The sequence below is a fragment of the Pseudomonas brassicacearum genome, assembly GCF_003732225.1.
In the GTDB taxonomy this organism is placed as follows: domain Bacteria; phylum Pseudomonadota; class Gammaproteobacteria; order Pseudomonadales; family Pseudomonadaceae; genus Aquipseudomonas; species Aquipseudomonas brassicacearum_E.
The window spans coordinates 214,970-234,090 of the sequence record NZ_MOBJ01000010.1 but is presented as its reverse complement, the minus strand read 5'-3'; the positions used below and the strand labels follow the sequence as shown (position 1 = coordinate 234,090).

Sequence of the window (19,121 nt, the reverse complement as noted above, 5' to 3'; positions counted from 1 at the left end):
TGCTAAATGTTGACGCCCCTGGCTGGCGCAACCCCGAAGAACAAGGAGTCACCATGAAACGCGTCCTGACCCTGCTGGCCCTGCTGCTCGTCGCCCTCGCGGCAGGTGGTGGCTGGTATGTATACAGCAAGCAGCCGATACGTCAGGGTCAGGTCGAATTGCAGCGCCTGCAAGGCTCGGTGACAGTGCGTTACGACGAGCGCGGCGTACCGCATATCCGCGCCGAGAACGAAACCGACCTCTATCGTGCCCTCGGTTACGTACACGCCCAGGACCGGTTATTCCAGATGGAAATGATGCGGCGCCTGTCCCGTGGCGAGCTGGCCGAAGTTCTCGGACCGAAACTGATCGACACCGACAAACTGTTCCGCAGCCTGCGCATCCGCGAGCGCGCCGAAAGCTACGTGGCCGCACTCGACCGCCAGTCCCCGGCGTGGAAGGCCCTGCAAGCCTATCTGGACGGGATTAACCAATATCAGGACAGCCACGCCGCGCCGATGGAGTTCGACGTACTCGGCATCCATAAGCGCGCGTTCACCGCTGAAGACACCGTCAGCGTCGCCGGCTACATGGCCTACAGTTTTGCCGCGGCGTTTCGCACCGAACCGTTGCTGACTTATGTGCGTGATCAACTGGGCAGCGATTACCTGAAAATCTTCGACCTCGACTGGCAGCCCAAGGGCGCGCTGGCCAAACGTCAGTCCAGCAAGAATCCGGTGCTCTCCGCCACTGACTGGAAAGACCTCAACGCCATTGCGCGTCTGAGTGAGCAGGCACTGGCCGACAACGGCCTGCCACAGTTCGAGGGCAGCAATGCCTGGGTGATTTCCGGCACGCGCACCCAAAGCGGCAAACCACTGCTGGCCGGTGATCCGCACATTCGCTTTTCGACGCCGTCGGTGTGGTACGAAGCGCAACTGTCGGCGCCGGGCTTTGAGCTCTACGGGCACCATCAGGCCTTGGTGCCGTTTGCCTTCCTCGGCCACAACCTGGACTTCGGCTGGAGCCTGACCATGTTCCAGAACGACGACCTCGATCTGATCGCCGAGAAGGTCAACCCGGACAATACCAATCAGGTCTGGTACCACGGAAAGTGGACCGACATGGTCAACACCGAACAGCAGATTGCCGTGAAGGGCCAGGCGCCCGTCACATTGATGCTGCGTCAGTCGCCTCACGGCCCGATCATCAACGACGTGCTCGGCGCCGGCGCCGGCAAAACACCGATCGCCATGTGGTGGGGGTTCCTCGAAACCCAGAACCCGATCCTCGAAGCTTTCTACCAGCTCAATCGCGCCGACACCCTGGCCAAGGCCCGTGCGGCAGCGGCCAAGGTTCATGCACCGGGGCTGAATATCGTCTGGGCCAACGCCAAGGGCGACATCGGCTGGTGGGCGGCGGCACAACTGCCCAAGCGTCCGGTCGGGGTCAAGCCGGAGTTCATTCTTGATGGCAGCACCAATCAGGCCGACAAGGAAGGTTTCTACCCGTTCAGCGCCAACCCTCAGGAAGAGAACCCGGCACGCGGTTACATCGTCTCGGCCAACTTCCAGCCGGTTTCGCCGACAGGCATGGAAATCCCTGGCTACTACAACCTGCCGGATCGCGGTCAGCAGCTCAACCGCCAGCTCAGCGACAAAAGCGTGAAATGGGACATCGACGCCAGCCAACAACTGCAACTGGGCACCACCACCGGCTACGGCCCTCGACTGCTGGCGCCGCTGTTGCCGGTACTGCGTGAAGTGGTCGGCGACCCGCAAGAGTTGAAACTGGTCGAGCAACTGGCGCAATGGAAAGGCGATTACCCGCTGTACTCCACCAGTGCCACACTGTTCAACCAGTTCGTGTTCAACCTGGCCGATGGGGCGTTTCACGACGAGCTCGGCGACAGCTTTTTCGAGACCCTGCTCTCGACCCGAGTCATCGATGCCGCGTTGCCTCGGCTCGCCGCGTCCGCGGATTCGCCGTGGTGGGACAACCGCAATACGCTTGGCAAGGAAACCCGCGCCGACGTCGTCAAAGCCGCGTGGCAGGCGAGCATCGCCCACCTGAAAGCCACCCTTGGCCCTGACCCGTCGCAGTGGCTGTGGGGCAACGCCCACACCCTGACCCATGGCCATCCGCTGGGCATGCAAAAGCCATTGGATCGAATCTTCAATGTCGGCCCGTTCGACGCCCCCGGCAGCCACGAAGTACCGAACAACCTCTCGGCCAAAATCGGCCCGGCACCATGGCCAGTGACCTATGGCCCATCGACCCGACGGATCATCGACTTCGCCGACCCGGCCCACTGCCTGACCATCAACCCGGTCGGCCAAAGCGGCGTGCCGTTCGACTCACATTACGATGACCAGGCCGAAGCCTATATCGATGGCATCTACCAAGAGGCGCATTTCAACGAGGAAGAAGTGACGGCCAATACCCGCAGCACCTTGAAGCTGTTGCCGGCGCGAGTGGCGCAATAAAGATCAAAAGATCGCAGCCTGCGGCAGCTCCTACGAGGAGTACTCGTGTAGGAGCTGGCGAAGCCTGCGATCTTTTAAGGCCTCTAAATCCCCCGCCACAATGCGCCTCAAAGCATCGCCGAAAAATTCAGCCGAAACTGCTGCGGCGTCACGCCCAGCCGCCGATTGAACACACTGCGCATGTGCTGGGCATCCCGAAAACCGCATTGATACGCGACCGTCTTGAGCGGTGCCCGAGAGCTTTCGAGCATCACTCGGGCAGCGTCCACCCGTGCCTGCTCAACGAACTCTGCCGGAGTGACTCCGGCTTCTCGGGCGAACACCCGTGAGAAGTTACGCGAGCTCATGTTGGCCGCAGTCGCCAGGTCGGCGATGCCCAAATCGCCGGTCAGGTTGGCCAATACGTAATGCTGAACCATCGCCACAGGAGATGTCGCTTCGGCGTGCGGCGTCAGAAACGGGCTGAACTGCGATTGCCCACCGGAGCGCTGGGTAAACACCACCAAGCGCTTGGCCACGCTCAAGGCCACTTGCGGGCCGTGATCCTTGGCGAGCAAATACAGCGACAGATCGATCCCCGCCGTAACGCCCGCCGAGGTGAACAGCTCAGCATCCTCGACATAGAGCCGATCGGCTTCGACCCGGGTCGACGGACACAGCGCCGCCAACGCGGCGGCATCGCTCCAGTGCGTGGTGACAGTACGCCCTTCAAGCAGCCCGGCACGGGCCAGTAGGAAGGCGCCGTTGCAGATCGAACCGAAACGCTGCGAACGCGCGCACGCCTTGCGTAACCAGTCATGAAACGGCGCGCCGAAATCCTCGAACGGCAACTGCGGCCCACCGGCCACCAACAGCAAATCGTAAGCCTCCAGCGCCTCGCTGAAATGCCGATGAGCGTGCAGCGCCAAGCCGTTCGAGCATGGCATTACACCGCGTTCGAAGCCGATTACGTGCAGTTGATAGTGATCCTGTGGCGCAAGAAACCGATTGGCCTCGGAAAACACATCCATGGGACCGGTGACATCCAGCGACTGGACGCCAGAGAACACCACGATGGCAATGGATTTGTGCATGGTTCGAATTCACCTTCAATGTGAAAAAGATCGCAGCCTGCGGCAGCTCTACAGAGGATCGCGTACACCCGTAGGAGCTGCCGCAGGCTGCGATCTTTTCTGGCGATCACCGCCAACCCTAACGAAACCGGCCCCAAGAAGCGAACTGGCACGAATTGCACGTTGATTGGCCGGGATCGCAGCCGCGTGTCGATTGTTCGCTTTGGGAGGCGAGAACAGACTGGGTTCATCAGCGCCGCCACGGCGTTCCCCACGAGGCAACCAGCATGAGCAGCAGCATCGCCGGCATCAAGATTCCCGACAGCGCCCTCGCCCGCGCTACCACCGACTACATCCGCGACATCGAGTCCGACCTGCTTTACCACCACTCGCGCCGGGTGTTTCTGTTCGGTGCCTTAAGCGGTGAACGCCAAAAACTGGCCTACGACCCGGAGTTGCTGTACGTCGGCGCAATGTTCCATGACCTGGGTTTGGTGGAAGGTCATCGCAGCACTGACGAACGTTTCGAAGTCGACGGGGCAAACGCTGCCGCAGCCTTCCTCAAACCGTACGGGTTAAGCGATGACGACATCGAGCAAGTCTGGCTGTCGATCGCCCTGCACACGACGCCGGGTGTACCCAAACATCTGCGGCCGACCGTGGCGCTGGTGACCGCTGGCGTGGAGATGGACGTGTTGGGAGTGGACTACGCGGCATTCTCAACCGTGCAGCGTGAAGCGGTGGTGCATGCGCATCCACGGGGTGACGGTTTCAAGGAGTGCATCATCTGCGCCTTTGCCGACGGCCTGCGCCATCGCCCGCAAACCACCTTCGGCAACGTGAAGACCGATGTGCTGGTGGATCAGGAGCCGGGGTTCAAGCCGATGAACTTCGTCGAGGTGATTCGCACATCGCCTTGGGTGGTATAAGCCAGTGTGTGTGTGGGAGCGAGCTTGCTCGCGATACAGGCAACTCGGTTCAACTGTAAACCGAGGTGATGCTATCGCGAGCGAGCTCGCGCCCACAGGGACAGCGGGGTTTAAGCCGCTTCCGGTGCTTGTGCGCGACGTACGTCCGGTTGTTTCCAAGAGTCCGCAGCGCCCTCTTCGATGGCTTGCTGGATCGCACGTTTGCGGCTTTCTTCAGCACGGCGGCTGAAGAACCAGACCATGAAGGTGACGATCGACACCGCCAGCAGAATCAGGCTGGCCACGGCGTTGATCTCGGGCTTCACGCCCAGACGCACGGCCGAGAACACTTCCATCGGCAAGGTCGTGGAACCCGGGCCGGAGACGAAGCTCGCCAGCACCAGATCGTCCAGCGACAGGGCGAACGACATCATGCCGCCAGCGGCCAGCGACGGCGCGATCATCGGGATGGTGATCAGGAAGAACACCTTCCACGGCCGCGCGCCCAGATCCATGGCCGCTTCTTCGATGGACAGGTCCAGCTCACGCAAGCGCGCCGACACCACCACCGCCACATAGGCGGCGCAGAACGTGGTGTGGGCGATCCAGATGGTGACAATGCCACGTTCCTGCGGCCAACCGATCATCTGCGCCATCGCCACGAACAGCAGCAACAGCGACAGACCGGTGATCACTTCCGGCATCACCAGCGGCGCGGTGACCAGGCCACCAAACAGCGTGCGGCCTTTAAAGCGGGTGACGCGGGTCAGCACGAAAGCGGCGAGGGTGCCCAGCGCTACGGCGGCAACCGCGGTGTAGCAGGCGATTTCCAGCGAGCGCACCACCGAGCCCATCAGTTGGGTGTTATCCAGCAGACCGACGTACCACTTCACCGACCAGCCGCCCCAAACCGTTACCAGTTTCGAGGCGTTGAACGAGTAAATCACCAGGATCAGCATCGGCAGGTAGATGAACAGCAGGCCGAACACCAGCATCATTCTTGAAAAACCGAAACGGTTCATGCCCGTCCCTCCATCTCTTTGGCTTGGCTGCGGTTGAACAGAATGATCGGCACAATCAGGATCGCCAGCATCACCACCGCCAGGGCGGACGCCACCGGCCAGTCACGGTTGTTGAAGAACTCTTGCCAGAGCACTTTACCGATCATCAGGGTTTCCGGGCCGCCGAGCAGTTCCGGAATCACGAACTCACCGACCACCGGGATGAACACCAGCATGCAGCCTGCGATGATGCCGTTTTTCGACAACGGAACGGTGATCTTCCAGAAGCTGTTGAAGGTGCTCGAGCCCAGATCCGACGCGGCTTCCAGCAGGCTGGTGTCGTGCTTCACGAGGTTGGCATAGAGCGGCAGGATCATGAACGGCAGGTACGAATAGACCACGCCGATATAAACCGCCAGGTTGGTGTTGAGGATCTGCAGCGGCTCGTTGATCCAGCCCATCGACATCAGGAAGCCGTTGAGCAGGCCGTTGTTGCTGAGGATACCCATCCACGCGTACACACGGATCAGGATCGCCGTCCAGGTCGGCATCATGATCAGCAGCACCAGCACGGTCTGTATCTCTTTGCGCGCACTGGCGATGGCGTAGGCCATCGGGTAACCGATCAGCAGGCAAAGAATGGTGCTGAACAGCGCCATCTTCAGCGAGCCAAGATAGGCGGCGATATACAACTCGTCGCCGCCCAGCATCGTGTAGTTGCCCAGATTCAGCAGCAACTGGACCTTCTGATCGACGTAGCTGTAGATCTCGGTGTACGGCGGAATGGCCACGTCGGCCTCCGCGAAGCTGATCTTCAGGACAATGAAGAACGGCAGCATGAAGAACATGAACAGCCAGATAAACGGAACCCCGATGACCAGATGACGGCCACCGGGAATTATTCGACTGAGTTGGCGTTTGAGTTTTTGCGTGTTCATGAGCGCAGTACCACGCCGCTGTCATCCTCCCACCAGACGTAAACCTGATCGCCCCAGGTAGGGCGCTGGCCGCGACGCTCGGCGTTGGCCACGAACGACTGCACGATCTTGCCGCTTGGCAGTTCGACGTAGAACACCGAGTGGCCGCCCAGGTAGGCGATGTCGTGCACCTTGCCGCTCGACCAGTTGTGTTCGCAGGTCGGCATCTCTGCCGTCACCAGCAGTTTTTCCGGACGAATCGCGTAGGTTACCGACTTGTCTTGCACCGAAGTGCTGATGCCGTGGCCGACGTAGATGTTGCGGTCCAGGTCCTTGCAGGTAATCAGCGCATGGCCCTCGGCGTCGTCCACCACTTCACCGTCGAAGATGTTGACGTTGCCGATGAACTCGCACACCAGGCGGCTGGTCGGGGTTTCGTAGATGTCGATCGGGCTGCCGATCTGGGCGATCCAGCCCAGGTGCATGATCGCGATGCGCTCGGCCATGGTCATGGCCTCTTCCTGGTCGTGGGTCACCATGACGCAGGTCACGCCAACGCGCTCGATGATCTCCACCAGTTCGAGCTGCATCTGCGAACGCAGTTTCTTGTCCAGCGCGCCCATCGGCTCATCGAGCAGCAGCAGCTTCGGCTTCTTGGCCAGCGAGCGAGCCAGTGCAACACGCTGGCGCTGACCGCCAGAGAGCTGGTGCGGCTTGCGCTTGGCGTACTGGCTCATCTGTACCAACTTGAGCATTTCGGCCACGCGGGCGTCGACTTCAGCCGTCGGGATCTTGTCCTGTTTCAGGCCGAAGGCGATGTTCTGCGCCACGGTCATGTGCGGGAACAAGGCGTAGGACTGGAACATCATGTTGATCGGCCGCTCGTACGGCGGCATCTCGGTGATGTCTACGCCATCGAGGAAAATGCGCCCCTCCGTGGGCCGTTCGAAACCTGCGAGCATGCGCAGCAAGGTCGACTTGCCCGATCCCGAACCGCCGAGCAAAGCGAAGATCTCGCCTTTCTTGATTTCCAGGGACACATCGTCCACGGCAATCGTCTCGTCGAACTTCTTCGTGACCCGGTCGATTTTGACCAGCACCTGTTTAGGTGACTGGTCGCCCTCGAGGGCTTTCTTATAGGCGCCGGAGGCAACTGCCATTTACGAAACTCCCAACAAAATTTGCAGTTCACCCAATGCAGGCGAACCTTGGATAGTCTGAGCCTTTGTCACTATTTACCCGACTTGACCTTGGTCCAGCTGCGGGTCATCAAACGTTGAATCTTTGGCGGCAGCTCGATTGACACGTAAGTCTTGTCGAGAACCGCCTGCGGTGGATACACCGATTGGTCGGTACGAATCGACTGTTCCATCAGTTTGTCCGATCCGGGGTTCGGGTTGGCATAGCCGACAGCATCACTCACTTGAGCGATCACGTCTGGCTTGAGCACATAGTTGATGAACGCATGGGCCTGTTTGACGTTGCTGGAGTCCTTGGGAATCGCCAGCATGTCGAACCACAACGCGCCGCCCTCTTTGGGAATCGCGTAGGCAACGTTCACGCCTTTACCGGCCTCGGCAGCACGGGCCTTGGCCTGAAAAATATCCCCGGAGAAACCGACCGCGACACAGATGTCACCGTTGGCCAGGTCCGAGATGTACTTGGACGAGTGGAAGTAGGTCACGTAAGGCCGTACCGCCAGCAGCTTGGCTTCAGCCTTCTTGTAGTCGTCCGGGTTGGTGCTGTTGGCGTTCAGGCCCATGTAGTTGAGGACGGTCGGCAGCATTTCGTCGGCCGAGTCGAGGAACGCTACGCCACAGCTGTTGAGTTTCTTGATGTTTTCGGGCTCGAACAGCACGGCCCAGGAATCGATCTTGTCGACACCCAGTACTGCCTTGACCTTGTCGACGTTGTAACCGATGCCATTGGTGCCCCACAGGTACGGCACGGCGTACTGGTTGCCCGGATCGTTCATCTCCAGGCGCTTGAGCAGCGCCGAATCAAGGTTGGAGTAGTTCGGCAACTGCGACCTGTCGAGCTTCTGGAACGCCCCGGCCTTGATCTGCTTGCCCAGGAAGTGGTTGGACGGCACGACCACGTCATAACCGGTACGCCCGGCCAGCAACTTGCCTTCCAGGGTTTCATTGGAATCGAACACGTCGTACACCGGCTTGATGCCGGTGGTTTTTTCGAAATCTGCCAGGGTGGTCTGACCGATGTAGTCCGACCAGTTATAAATATGCACGGTAGGCGCAGCTTGAACACTGACGGCTAGCGTCAGGCCGGCGCCGACCAGCATGGCGTTGCGAAATAAAGAAATAGGCAAGTGAAGGTCCTCTAAAATAGTTGGGCCCAAGTTGCCCAGCGTTACGTGACAGCCATGGCTGCCTGGCAACAAAACCGGCGCGCAACTTACCCTCGATAAACCTTTCCAGCAAAACTTTTATGCAGATTCCTGTAGCAGCTGCCGAAGGCTGCGTTAAGGTCCGAAGGACCTTCCCGCGTTCTTGAGAGCTCAACCGCTTCGCGGTTGGACGCAGCCTACGGCAGCTGCTACAGGGGTTTACAGCTTATTTACCGGATTTGATCTTGGTCCAGCTGCGGGTCAGCTCACGCTGAGTGGCGGCTGGCAAATCGGCGATTGCATACAGCTTGGACTGCACATCGGCTGTCGGGTAGATACCTGGATCCGAGGTGATTTCCTTGTTCACGTACTGAGTGGCTTCGGCGTTACCGTTAGGGAAACGCACGGCGTTGGTGATTTCAGCCATCACCTTCGGCTGCAACAGGTAGTTCATGAACTTGTAGGCACCCTCGACGTTTTCCGCATCTTTAGGGATAGCGACCATGTCGTAGAAGCTGCCAGCGCCTTCTTTTGGAATGGCGTAGCTGACTTTCACCTTGTCACCGGCTTCGGCGGCACGGGTTTTGGCCTGCTGGACGTCACCCGAATAGCCGACGGCTACGCAGATGTTGCCGTTGGCCAGGTCAGAGATGTACTTGGACGAGTGGAAGTAGGTAACCGAAGGACGGATCTTCAGGAACAGCTCTTCAGCCTTCTTCAGATCTTCCTTTTTCTGGCTGTCGGTTGGCAGGCCCAGGTAATGCAGGGCGACCGGCAGCATTTCGGTCGGCGAATCGAGGAAACTCACGCCGCAGCCCTTGAGCTTGGCGAGGTTCTCTGGCTTGAGCACGACATCCCAGGAATCGATTTTGTCGACGCCCAGCGCGGCCTTGACCTTCTCGGCGTTGTAACCGATACCGATCGAGCCCCACATGTAAGGGAAGGCGTGTTTGTTGTCCGGGTCGCTGATGGAAACCGCTTTGAGCAGCGACTTGTTCAGGTTGCCGTAATTGGACAGCTTGGACTTGTCCAGCTCCTGGTAAACACCGGCCTTGATCTGCTTGGCCAGGAAGTTGTTGGACGGCACAACTACGTCATAACCGGACTTGCCGGCCAGCAACTTGGCCTCGAGGGTTTCGTTGCTGTCGAACACGTCGTAGACGACCTTGATCCCGGACTCTTTTTCAAAGTTCGCGATGGTGTCCGGTGCAATGTAGTCGGACCAGTTGTAAACGTGCAGGACTTTATCGTCGGCCTGGGCTGCCCCAGCCATCACGCCCATCAGGGACAAGGCGAGCAGGGTCTTGCCAGTATTCTTCAAACCTAATGCCTTCATGCGTAACGCTCCAATTTATTCTTTTTTAAGCACATTTTTTGTTAACCAAGATCCAGCGGCCGATTCCTTGGCAACTCAAACAGCGGATAGTCTGGCAAGTTACAAGGCAGGCTTTCAAGGAAAGACCCATCCTTTGTGCGCTCTGAGCGAAGTGCCAGCCACGGACCTCGCTCAGAGCCTAGCACTTAGCTTTGCAGCGCACTCAGAGTCAGGTCCAGGCACTTGCGCGCCTTGGCGACCAGTTCGTCGATCTCGGCCTCGGTGATCACCAGCGGCGGAGCAATGATCATGGTGTCGCCCACGGCGCGCATGATCAGCCCATTGTCGAAGCAGAACTGCCGGCAGATCATGCCAACACCCTTGCCGACGTACCGCGCACGGGTCGCCTTGTCCTGAACCAGTTCGATAGCCCCCAACAGACCTACCCCGCGAACTTCACCCACCAACGGGTGATCGTTCAGTTCCCGTAGACGCTTTTGCAAATAAGGTGCCGTTTCTGCACGAACACGCTCGACAATTTTTTCGTCGCGCAGAATACGGATGTTTTCCAGTGCCACCGCAGCGGCAACCGGGTGCCCGGAATAGGTGAAACCGTGGTTGAAGTCGCCGCCTTCGTTCAGCACGCTCACCACTTCGTCACGCACGATCAGGCCACCCATCGGGATGTAGCCGGACGTCAGGCCTTTGGCGATGGTCATCATGTCGGGCTTGAGGCCGTAGAAATCGCTGCCGAACCACTCGCCGGTACGGCCGAAACCACAGATCACCTCATCCGCGACGAACAGGATGTCGTACTTGGCGAGGATTTCCTTGATGCGCGGCCAGTAGCTGTCTGGCGGAATGATCACGCCGCCGGCGCCCTGGATCGGCTCGGCAATAAAGGCACCGACCGTGTCGACGCCGAGTTCGAGAATCTTTTCTTCGAGCTGGTTGGCCGCCCAGATACCGAACTCTTCCGGGCTCATGTCGCCACCTTCACCGAACCAGTACGGTTGCGGGATGTGAACGATGCCCGGGATCGGCAAGTCGCCCTGTTCGTGCATGTAGGTCATGCCGCCCAGGCTGGCGCCGGCCACGGTCGAACCGTGGTAACCGTTTTTGCGGCTGATGATGACTTTCTTCTTCGGCTGGCCTTTGATCGCCCAGTAATGGCGAACCATGCGCAGCATGGTGTCGTTGCCTTCAGAGCCGGAACCGGTGAAGAACACGTGGTTCATGCCTTCCGGCGCGATGTCGGAGATGGCCTTGGCCAGCTCCAGTACCGGCGGGTGGGCGGTCTGGAAGAACAGATTGTAATAAGGCAGCTCGCGCATCTGTTTGCTGGCGGCATCGGCCAGTTCATCGCGACCGTAACCGATGGCCACGCACCACAGACCGGCCATGCCGTCGAGGATCTTGTTGCCTTCGCTGTCCCAGAGGTAAACGCCCTTGGCGTTGGTGATGATCCGCGGGCCTTTCTCTTTCAGCTGTTTGAAATCGCTGAAAGGGGCCAGGTGGTGCTCGCTGCTCAGGGTTTGCCATTCACGGGTTTGCGGGTTCTTGCTGATCATAAAGCTCTCCTGGTTGGGTGAGAGTGCGGCTTTTGAGGGCCGCACCCGGCGCATCAGACGGCGAACAACAGGAACTCCCGCTCCCACGAACTGATCACGCGCTTGAAGTTTTCATGCTCGGCCCGCTTGACCGCGACGTAGCCAGTGATGAATTTTTTGCCCAGATACTTCTCGATGGTCGCGCTGTGTTCCATACGTTCCAGTGCGTCTTCGATGGTCAGCGGCAGACGCAGGTTGCGTCGCTCGTAACCACGCCCAACCACCGGTGCGCTTGGGGTGATGCCTTCCACCATGCCGATATAACCGCAGAGCAGGCTCGCGGCGATCGCCAGGTACGGGTTGGCATCGGCGCCCGGCAGGCGGTTTTCCACCCGACGGTTTTGCGGGCCGGCGTCTGGTACGCGCAGGCCGACAGTGCGGTTCTCTTCGCCCCACTCCACGTTCACCGGCGCCGAGGTGTCCGGCAGGAAGCGGCGGAACGAGTTGACGTTGGGTGCGAACAGCGGCAACAGCTCGGGGATGAACTTCTGCAAGCCACCGATGTGGTGCAGGAACAGCTCGCTCATGGTCCCGTCTTCATTAGAGAAGACGTTTTTACCGGTTTCGATGTCGATGATGCTCTGGTGCAAGTGCATCGCACTGCCGGGCTCGCCAGTCATCGGCTTGGCCATGAAGGTCGCGGCCACGTTGTGCTTGAGCGCCGCTTCGCGCATGGTGCGCTTGAACACCAGAATCTGGTCGGCCAGGGACAGCGCGTCGCCGTGACGGAAGTTGATTTCCATCTGCGCCGTGCCGTCTTCGTGGATCAGCGTGTCCAGATCCAGTTCTTGCAGTTCGCACCAGTCGTAGACGTCTTCGAACAACGGGTCGAATTCGTTGGCTGCTTCAATAGAGAACGACTGACGACCGGTTTCCGGGCGACCAGAGCGGCCAATCGGCGGCTGCAACGGGAAGTCCGGGTCTTCGCAGCGCTTGGTCAGGTAGAACTCCATCTCCGGCGCCACGATCGGCTGCCAGCCCTTGTCGGAATAGAGCTTCAGAACTTTCTTGAGCACGTTGCGCGGCGACAGCTCGATCGGGTTGCCCTGCTTGTCGTAGGTGTCGTGAATCACCTGTGCGGTCGGCTCGATGGCCCATGGCACGAGGAATACCGCGTTCGAGTCCGGGCGGCAGATCATGTCGATGTCGGCCGGGTCGAGCAGTTCGTAATAGATGTCGTCTTCGACGTAGTCGCCCGTCACTGTTTGCAACAGCACACTCTCGGGCAGGCGCATGCCTTTTTCGGCAATGAACTTGTTGGTCGGCGAAATCTTGCCACGGGTGATCCCGGTCAGATCGCCAATCATGCATTCGACTTCTGTGATCTTGTGGTCTTTCAACCAATCGGTGAGCTGGTCGAGGTTGTTACTCATAAATGCCTCTGGGCTGAGTGTCCTGACGTCTTTAAACGTCAGGCGTTGTTTGACGCATCCGCGTCGCGTTGTGTTGCCTGCTGGCTGGCGTGAATCAACGGGAGGGTAGTGGCGTCGCGTGCAGGATCATGAGCAGTTCCCGGCGCACTCGCAGGACCGCTATAGTGAAAAGGTTCTACAGTGGAAGGAGAGCCGGTAAACAGGATGCCATCCAGACCGTCAATAATATCGGTCGGATCAAGCAGTTCCGCCTGGGAAGCAAGCATCAACGGCAGGCCCTTGGCAGCGATGGCCACTGCGTGGGCGTACTTATCGCCAGTGATGTGATAAGCATGCAAACCGATCTGCCTGGAGCGGTCGGTGACGCCGATTAACGGCAGGCGAGACATGAAGCACCCCGGTATTATTGCTGTTATGGGTTTGATTCGAGCTTAGCGTTGTTCATTTTTTTACACAACACCCCCGTAAAAAATACAACACGCCCCGCTCAAGCCTGCGGCCGACAAAGACCCCGAAGGCATAAAAACGCCCCAAAGCGCCTCAAAAATGCCCTTCGAGCGCTTTTTTAGGGCAAAAAAGGCCTCGCTTGACTTCGGCATGCCGTTCGGGTTGACTGGAATCCGAAAAGATCAATGATTGATATTTTTAACAACAAAGGTGTTGCATCATGTCGGTACCCCCGCGTGCCGTTCAGCTTAACGAAGCGAACGCGTTCCTTAAGGAACATCCTGAGGTTCTGTACGTTGACCTTCTGATTGCGGATATGAATGGTGTGGTGCGCGGCAAGCGCATCGAACGCACCAGCCTCCACAAGGTTTACGAGAAAGGCATCAACCTGCCGGCCTCTCTATTTGCTCTGGATATCAATGGCTCGACGGTGGAAAGCACCGGCCTGGGCCTGGACATCGGTGATGCTGACCGAATCTGCTATCCAATCCCCGATACCCTGTGCAACGAACCCTGGCAGAAGCGCCCGACCGCGCAACTGTTAATGACCATGCACGAAATTGAAGGTGAACCTTTCTTCGCCGACCCGCGTGAAGTGCTGGCCAATGTGGTGCGCAAGTTCGACGACATGGGTCTGACCATCTGCGCCGCATTCGAGCTTGAGTTCTACCTGATCGACCAGGAGAACGTGAATGGCCGGCCACAACCTCCGCGCTCGCCGGTTTCCGGCAAACGTCCGCACTCGACCCAGGTGTACCTGATCGACGACCTGGACGAATACGTCGACTGCCTCCAGGACATTCTGGAAGGTGCGAAAGAGCAAGGCATCCCTGCCGACGCGATCGTCAAGGAAAGTGCTCCGGCGCAGTTCGAAGTGAACCTGCACCACGTTGCTGACCCGATCAAGGCCTGCGATTACGCGGTACTGCTCAAGCGTCTGATCAAAAACATCGCCTACGACCATGAAATGGACACCACCTTCATGGCCAAGCCTTACCCAGGCCAGGCGGGTAACGGTCTGCACGTCCACATCTCGATCCTTGATAAAGACGGCAAGAACATTTTTGCCAGTGAGGATCCCGAGCAGAACGCCGCACTGCGTCACGCGATCGGCGGTGTGCTCGAGACCCTACCGGCGCAGATGGCGTTCCTCTGCCCGAACGTCAACTCGTACCGTCGTTTCGGCGCACAGTTCTACGTGCCGAATTCGCCGTGCTGGGGCCTGGACAACCGTACCGTAGCGATTCGCGTACCGACAGGCTCTTCCGATGCCGTACGTATCGAACACCGCGTTGCCGGCGCCGATGCCAACCCGTACTTGCTGATGGCTTCGGTATTGGCGGGCGTACACCACGGTCTGGTCAACAAGATCGAACCTGGCGCGCCAGTCGAAGGCAACAGCTACGAGCAGAACGAACAGAGCCTGCCGAACAACCTGCGCGATGCACTGCGCGAGCTGGACGACAGCGAAGTCATGGCCAAGTACATCGATCCGAAATACATCGACATTTTTGTCGCCTGTAAAGAGAGCGAGCTGGAGGAGTTCGAACACTCCATCTCCGACCTCGAGTACAACTGGTACCTGCACACCGTGTAAGCGGTCGTAGTAAAAAACAACGCCGCCGGCTCACAGCCTGCGGCGTTTTTTTATGGGCTCATTCAGCTGGACCGAGGTGAATTCATCGCGAGCAAGCTCGCTCCCACACTGGATCGGCGCTGAGCACAAGTTTGATGTCCACTGGAGATCAATTGTGGGAGCGAGCTTGCTCGCGATGGCGTCCTGGCAGACAACATCGAACCCTGCTCGTACAATGCCCGCTGCCCCGCAGGAGACTCCAATGACGCGCCCCGCCCCCCTTCGCAAACCCCGCGCACGCAGCCAGGCCCGGATCGACTCGATACTCGACGCCGCCCGCACGCTGCTGGCCGCCGAGGGTGTGGCCAGCCTGTCGATCTACAGCGTCGCCGAACGCGCCGAGATCCCGCCGTCATCGGTCTACCACTTCTTCGCCAGCGTCCCGGCCCTGCTCGAAGCCCTGACCGCCGACGTCCACAGCGCCTTCCGCGCTTGCCTGCAAGAACCGATCGAAGTCGACTCGCTCAAGGGCTGGCGTGATCTGTCACGACTGGTCGAGCAACGCATGCTCGCCATCTACAGCGAAGACGCCGCCGCGCGCCAGCTGATCCTCGCTCAACACGGCCTGACCGAAGTCACCCAGGCCGACCGCCAGCACGACATCGAACTCGGCGACCTGATGCACAAACTCTTCGATCAGCATTTCGAACTGCCGGCGCTGCCCAAGGATGTCGATGTGTTTGCCCTGGCAATGGAATTGGGCGACCGGGTCTATGCGCGTTCAGTGCAACAGCACGGGCAGATCACTCCGCGCATGGCTGAGGAAGGCATGCGGGTGTTCGACGCTTATCTGGGACTGTATCTGCCGCCGTACCTGCCAAAGCGCGCAATTCCAGCCTGATTTTTTGCTGACATCACTGGCCTCATCGCGAGCAAGCTCGCTCCCACACTGGATCTGCGTCGTATACAAATTGTGTGTTCGCTGAAGATCTAATGTGGGAGCGAGCTTGCTCGCGATGGCCGCACCGCCGATACCCTGAGAAAAAACCACAAAAACCCCGAAGGGCTCACACCCTTCGGGGTTGTTCGCTGCGCACGACTTACAACTTGGCGATCGACACCTCGGTGGACTTCACGAAGGCGATCACTTCGCTGCCGATCACCAGTTCCAGCTCTTTGACCGAGCGCGTGGTGATGACCGAGGTGACGATGCCGGACGCTGTCTGAACATCGATTTCCGAGAGCACGTCACCTTCGACGATTTCCTTGATGGTGCCTTTGAACTGGTTACGAACGTTGATGGCTTTGATAGTCATGAGGTTGATTCCTGTGGTTGGGAGAACGTTGCGTTAGTGAGCCCAGCGCAATTGCGTGGGCAAGGGTGAAACAGGTTCCGGTTCGGGCGGTGAGCCCGGCAGTGACAACACGCGGTTGAGTACTTCGGTTTCCAGCGCCGCCAGTCGATGTGAACCGCGGACCCGAGGGCGCGGCAGTTCAACGTGCAGGTCGAGGCCGATTTCGCCCTCTTCGATCAGCAACACCCGGTCGGCAATCGCCACCGCTTCGCTGACGTCATGGGTCACCAGCAACACGGTAAAACCGTGCTGTTGCCAGAGGCGTTCGATCAGTTGCTGCATTTCAATTCGAGTCAGCGCATCCAGTGCGCCCAACGGCTCATCGAGCAACAACAAGCGCGGCTGATGGATCAGCGCCCGCGCCAAGGCCACCCGCTGCTTTTGCCCGCCGGACAACGCCGCCGGCCATTCATCGGCACGATCCGCCAGGCCCACGGCATCCAATGCGTCCAAAGCCTGTTGGCGCCAATGACCCTTGAGCCCGAGGCCGACGTTGTCGATAACCTTTTTCCATGGCAGCAATCGCGCTTCCTGGAACATCAGTCGAGTGTCTTCGCGCGCCTCGCTGAGCAGTGCAGAGCCGGCCAACAGTTCGCCGCCCGTGGGTTGGTCAAGGCCCGCCAGCAAGCGCAGCAAGGTACTTTTGCCACAACCGCTGCGACCGACTACTGCGACGAACTGACCGGCCGGAATGTGCAGGTCGATCTCGCGCAGCACCTGCCGCGCGCCAAAGGTTTTTTGCAGTTTGCGTACCGCCAGCGGAATCCCGCGCAGCAGACGTGGGGGTTGTTGAGCCGTCATGCTGCACCACCCTTGGCCACTTGATAGGCGGGATGCCAGCGCAACCAGACCCGCTCCAGACCACGGGCCGCGAGGTCGGCCAATTTGCCGAGCACCGCGTACAAAACAATCGCCAGCACCACCACATCCGTTTGCAAGAACTCCCGGGCATTCATCGCCAGGTAGCCAATGCCGGAACTGGCAGAGATGGTTTCAGCGACGATCAGGGTCAGCCACATGAAACCCAGGGCAAAGCGCACGCCGACCAGAATCGAAGGTAGCGCACCCGGCAGAATCACCTGACGGAACAGGCTGAAACCGGACAGACCGTAACTGCGCGCCATTTCCACCAAGGCCGGGTCGACGTTGCGGATGCCGTGGTAAGTGTTGAGGTAGATCGGAAACAACGTGCCCAGCGCCACCAGGAAAATCTTCGCCGACTCATCAATGCCGAACCAGAGGATTACCAGCGGAATCAGCGCCAGATGCGGTACGTTGCGGATCATCTGCACCGAACTGTCGAGCAAACGCTCACCCCACTTCGACAGGCCGGTGATGAAACCCAATGCCAGACCGATACCGCCGCCAATCACAAAACCAATGCCGGCGCGCCAGCCGCTGATCGCCAGGTGTTTCCAGATTTCGCCGCTGCGCACCAGGCTGACGCCCGCCTCGATCACTGCGCTCGGTGCTGGCAGAATCCGCGTCGACAACCAGCCCGCCGACACCGACAACTGCCACACCGCCAGTAGCAGCACCGGCAAGGCCCAAGGCGCGAGGCTGTGGATAATCTTTTCGCTCTTCATGGTGCGCCTCAGCTCTGGGACGCGGCTTTGGGAAGAATGTCGTTGGCAACCATCTCGCCAAACGGACTGACGTAACCGGCGCTTTTCGGCAATTCGGGCCGCTCGATGTCGAGGTGCGGGAACAACAGCTCCGCGACCCGATACGACTCTTCCAGATGCGGGTAGCCCGAAAAGATGAAGGTATCGATGCCCAGGTCCGCGTACTCCTTGACCCGCGCCGCCACGGTCGGGCCGTCGCCGACCAGCGCTGTGCCGGCACCGCCACGTACCAGACCGACACCGGCCCAGAGGTTCGGGCTGACTTCGAGGTTGTCGCGGCTGCCGCCGTGCAGCGCGGCCATACGCTGCTGGCCGACCGAGTCGAAGCGCGCCAACGAGGCCTGAGCGCGGGCGATGGTTTCGTCGTCCAGATGGGAGATCAAACGGTCCGCCGCTTGCCAGGCTTCAGCGTTGGTTTCACGGACGATCACATGCAAACGAATGCCGAAGCGCACAGTGCGCCCGAGCTTCGCGGCCTTGGCGCGTACTTGTTCGATCTTCTCGGCGACCGCGGCCGGTGGCTCGCCCCAGGTCAGGACCATTTCGACCTGCTCGGCCGCCAGATCCTGAGCGGCTTCCGAGGAGCCACCGAAGTACAGCGGCGGACGCGGTTGCTGAATCGGCGGGTAGAGCAATTTCGCGCCCTTCACGCTGATGTGCTGACCGTCGTAATCGACCGTCTCGCCTTCGAGCACCCGACGCCAGATCCGGGTGAATTCCACCGAGGCCTGATAGCGCTCTTCGTGACTCAGGAACAATCCATCGCCGGCCAGTTCTTCTGGATCGCCGCCCGTTACCAGGTTGAACAGCGCACGCCCACCGGACAACCGATCCAGGGTCGCCGCCTGACGCGCGGCCACCGTCGGGGAAATGATCCCGGGGCGCAACGCGACCAGAAACTTCAAACGCTGGGTGACCGGGATCAGCGACGCGGCCACCAGCCACGAGTCTTCGCAGGAGCGTCCGGTGGGAATCAGCACCCCGCCGAACCCCAGACGATCCGCCGCTTGGGCGACTTGCTGCAAATAACCGTGATCGACGGCGCGAGCACCTTCGGCGGTGCCAAGGTAATGGCCGTCGCCGTGGGTAGGCAGGAACCAGAAAATATTGAGGCTCATGGAGTGGTCTCCTTG

General features: G+C 59.7%; 16 protein-coding genes and 1 pseudogene. 4 read left to right on the top strand and 13 right to left on the bottom strand.

The window, feature by feature from the left end; translation table 11 throughout:
* Positions 1-53 precede the first annotated feature (53 nt).
* Positions 54-2,465, top strand: coding sequence for a penicillin acylase family protein (locus tag BK659_RS17735; RefSeq protein ID WP_123426288.1), 2,412 nt, complete (start codon positions 54-56; stop codon positions 2,463-2,465).
* A 107-nt stretch (positions 2,466-2,572) separates the two neighbouring features.
* Here the strand turns inward: BK659_RS17735 and BK659_RS17730 are convergent, their stop codons facing one another.
* The gene (locus tag BK659_RS17730) at positions 2,573-3,538 is read right to left on the bottom strand and encodes a GlxA family transcriptional regulator (protein ID WP_123426287.1); all 966 of its coding nucleotides are present in this window, start codon (positions 3,536-3,538) and stop codon (positions 2,573-2,575) included.
* Between the two features lie 266 nt (positions 3,539-3,804).
* Here BK659_RS17730 and BK659_RS17720 point away from each other — a divergent pair, with 266 nt between their 5' ends.
* Positions 3,805-4,446, top strand: a complete 642-nt coding sequence (locus tag BK659_RS17720) for an HD domain-containing protein (protein WP_123426285.1) — start codon at positions 3,805-3,807, stop codon at positions 4,444-4,446.
* Between the two features lie 110 nt (positions 4,447-4,556).
* Here the strand turns inward: BK659_RS17720 and BK659_RS17715 are convergent, their stop codons facing one another.
* The 8 genes and pseudogenes from BK659_RS17715 to BK659_RS17680 all read right to left on the bottom strand — a co-directional run.
* The gene (locus tag BK659_RS17715) at positions 4,557-5,447 is read right to left on the bottom strand and encodes an ABC transporter permease subunit (RefSeq protein WP_123426284.1); all 891 of its coding nucleotides are present in this window, start codon (positions 5,445-5,447) and stop codon (positions 4,557-4,559) included.
* Positions 5,444-6,325, bottom strand: coding sequence for an ABC transporter permease subunit (locus BK659_RS17710; RefSeq protein ID WP_185015408.1), 882 nt, complete (start codon positions 6,323-6,325; stop codon positions 5,444-5,446). The genes BK659_RS17715 and BK659_RS17710 overlap by 4 nt, the downstream gene beginning before the upstream one ends.
* Before the next feature lie 35 nt (positions 6,326-6,360).
* A complete protein-coding gene (locus tag BK659_RS17705; RefSeq protein ID WP_123426282.1) occupies positions 6,361-7,503 on the bottom strand; it encodes an ABC transporter ATP-binding protein in 1,143 nt (380 codons plus the stop codon).
* A 71-nt stretch (positions 7,504-7,574) separates the two neighbouring features.
* Positions 7,575-8,669 carry a polyamine ABC transporter substrate-binding protein gene (locus BK659_RS17700; protein ID WP_123426281.1) on the bottom strand — a complete coding sequence of 365 codons (1,095 nt, stop codon included), beginning with the start codon at positions 8,667-8,669 and terminating at the stop codon, positions 7,575-7,577.
* A 244-nt stretch (positions 8,670-8,913) separates the two neighbouring features.
* Positions 8,914-10,008, bottom strand: a complete 1,095-nt coding sequence (locus BK659_RS17695; RefSeq protein WP_123426332.1) for a polyamine ABC transporter substrate-binding protein — start codon at positions 10,006-10,008, stop codon at positions 8,914-8,916.
* Between the two features lie 200 nt (positions 10,009-10,208).
* The gene (locus BK659_RS17690; protein WP_123426280.1) at positions 10,209-11,573 is read right to left on the bottom strand and encodes an aspartate aminotransferase family protein; all 1,365 of its coding nucleotides are present in this window, start codon (positions 11,571-11,573) and stop codon (positions 10,209-10,211) included.
* A gap of 53 nt (positions 11,574-11,626) precedes the next feature.
* Positions 11,627-12,985 carry a glutamine synthetase family protein gene (locus BK659_RS17685; RefSeq protein WP_071552892.1) on the bottom strand — a complete coding sequence of 453 codons (1,359 nt, stop codon included), beginning with the start codon at positions 12,983-12,985 and terminating at the stop codon, positions 11,627-11,629.
* 74 nt (positions 12,986-13,059) lie between these two features.
* Positions 13,060-13,374: pseudogene (locus BK659_RS17680) on the bottom strand (gamma-glutamyl-gamma-aminobutyrate hydrolase family protein); the annotation flags it as partial.
* Positions 13,375-13,652: 278 nt separating this feature from the next.
* Here BK659_RS17680 and BK659_RS17675 point away from each other — a divergent pair.
* Together BK659_RS17675 and BK659_RS17670 are read left to right on the top strand one after the other, a co-directional pair.
* Entirely contained in the window at positions 13,653-15,029 is a 1,377-nt protein-coding gene (locus tag BK659_RS17675) for a glutamine synthetase family protein (RefSeq protein ID WP_123426278.1), read from the top strand.
* Between the two features lie 241 nt (positions 15,030-15,270).
* Positions 15,271-15,909, top strand: a complete 639-nt coding sequence (locus BK659_RS17670; protein WP_123426277.1) for a TetR/AcrR family transcriptional regulator — start codon at positions 15,271-15,273, stop codon at positions 15,907-15,909.
* Positions 15,910-16,108: 199 nt separating this feature from the next.
* Here the strand turns inward: BK659_RS17670 and BK659_RS17660 are convergent, their stop codons facing one another.
* Genes BK659_RS17660 through ssuD form a run of 4 tightly spaced genes read right to left on the bottom strand, consistent with a single transcriptional unit; the run spans position 16,109 to position 19,106 of the window.
* The gene (locus BK659_RS17660; protein ID WP_003213899.1) at positions 16,109-16,324 is read right to left on the bottom strand and encodes a TOBE domain-containing protein; all 216 of its coding nucleotides are present in this window, start codon (positions 16,322-16,324) and stop codon (positions 16,109-16,111) included.
* A 33-nt stretch (positions 16,325-16,357) separates the two neighbouring features.
* Positions 16,358-17,164, bottom strand: coding sequence for an aliphatic sulfonates ABC transporter ATP-binding protein (gene ssuB / locus BK659_RS17655; RefSeq protein ID WP_123426275.1), 807 nt, complete (start codon positions 17,162-17,164; stop codon positions 16,358-16,360).
* Positions 17,161-17,949 (bottom strand): aliphatic sulfonate ABC transporter permease SsuC, encoded by a 789-nt coding sequence (gene ssuC, locus BK659_RS17650; RefSeq protein ID WP_123426274.1) that lies wholly within the window; start codon positions 17,947-17,949, stop codon positions 17,161-17,163. Before ssuC ends, ssuB begins: the two co-directional genes overlap by 4 nt.
* A gap of 8 nt (positions 17,950-17,957) precedes the next feature.
* Positions 17,958-19,106, bottom strand: a complete 1,149-nt coding sequence (gene ssuD / locus BK659_RS17645) for an FMNH2-dependent alkanesulfonate monooxygenase (protein ID WP_123426273.1) — start codon at positions 19,104-19,106, stop codon at positions 17,958-17,960.
* Positions 19,107-19,121: the final 15 nt, after the last annotated feature.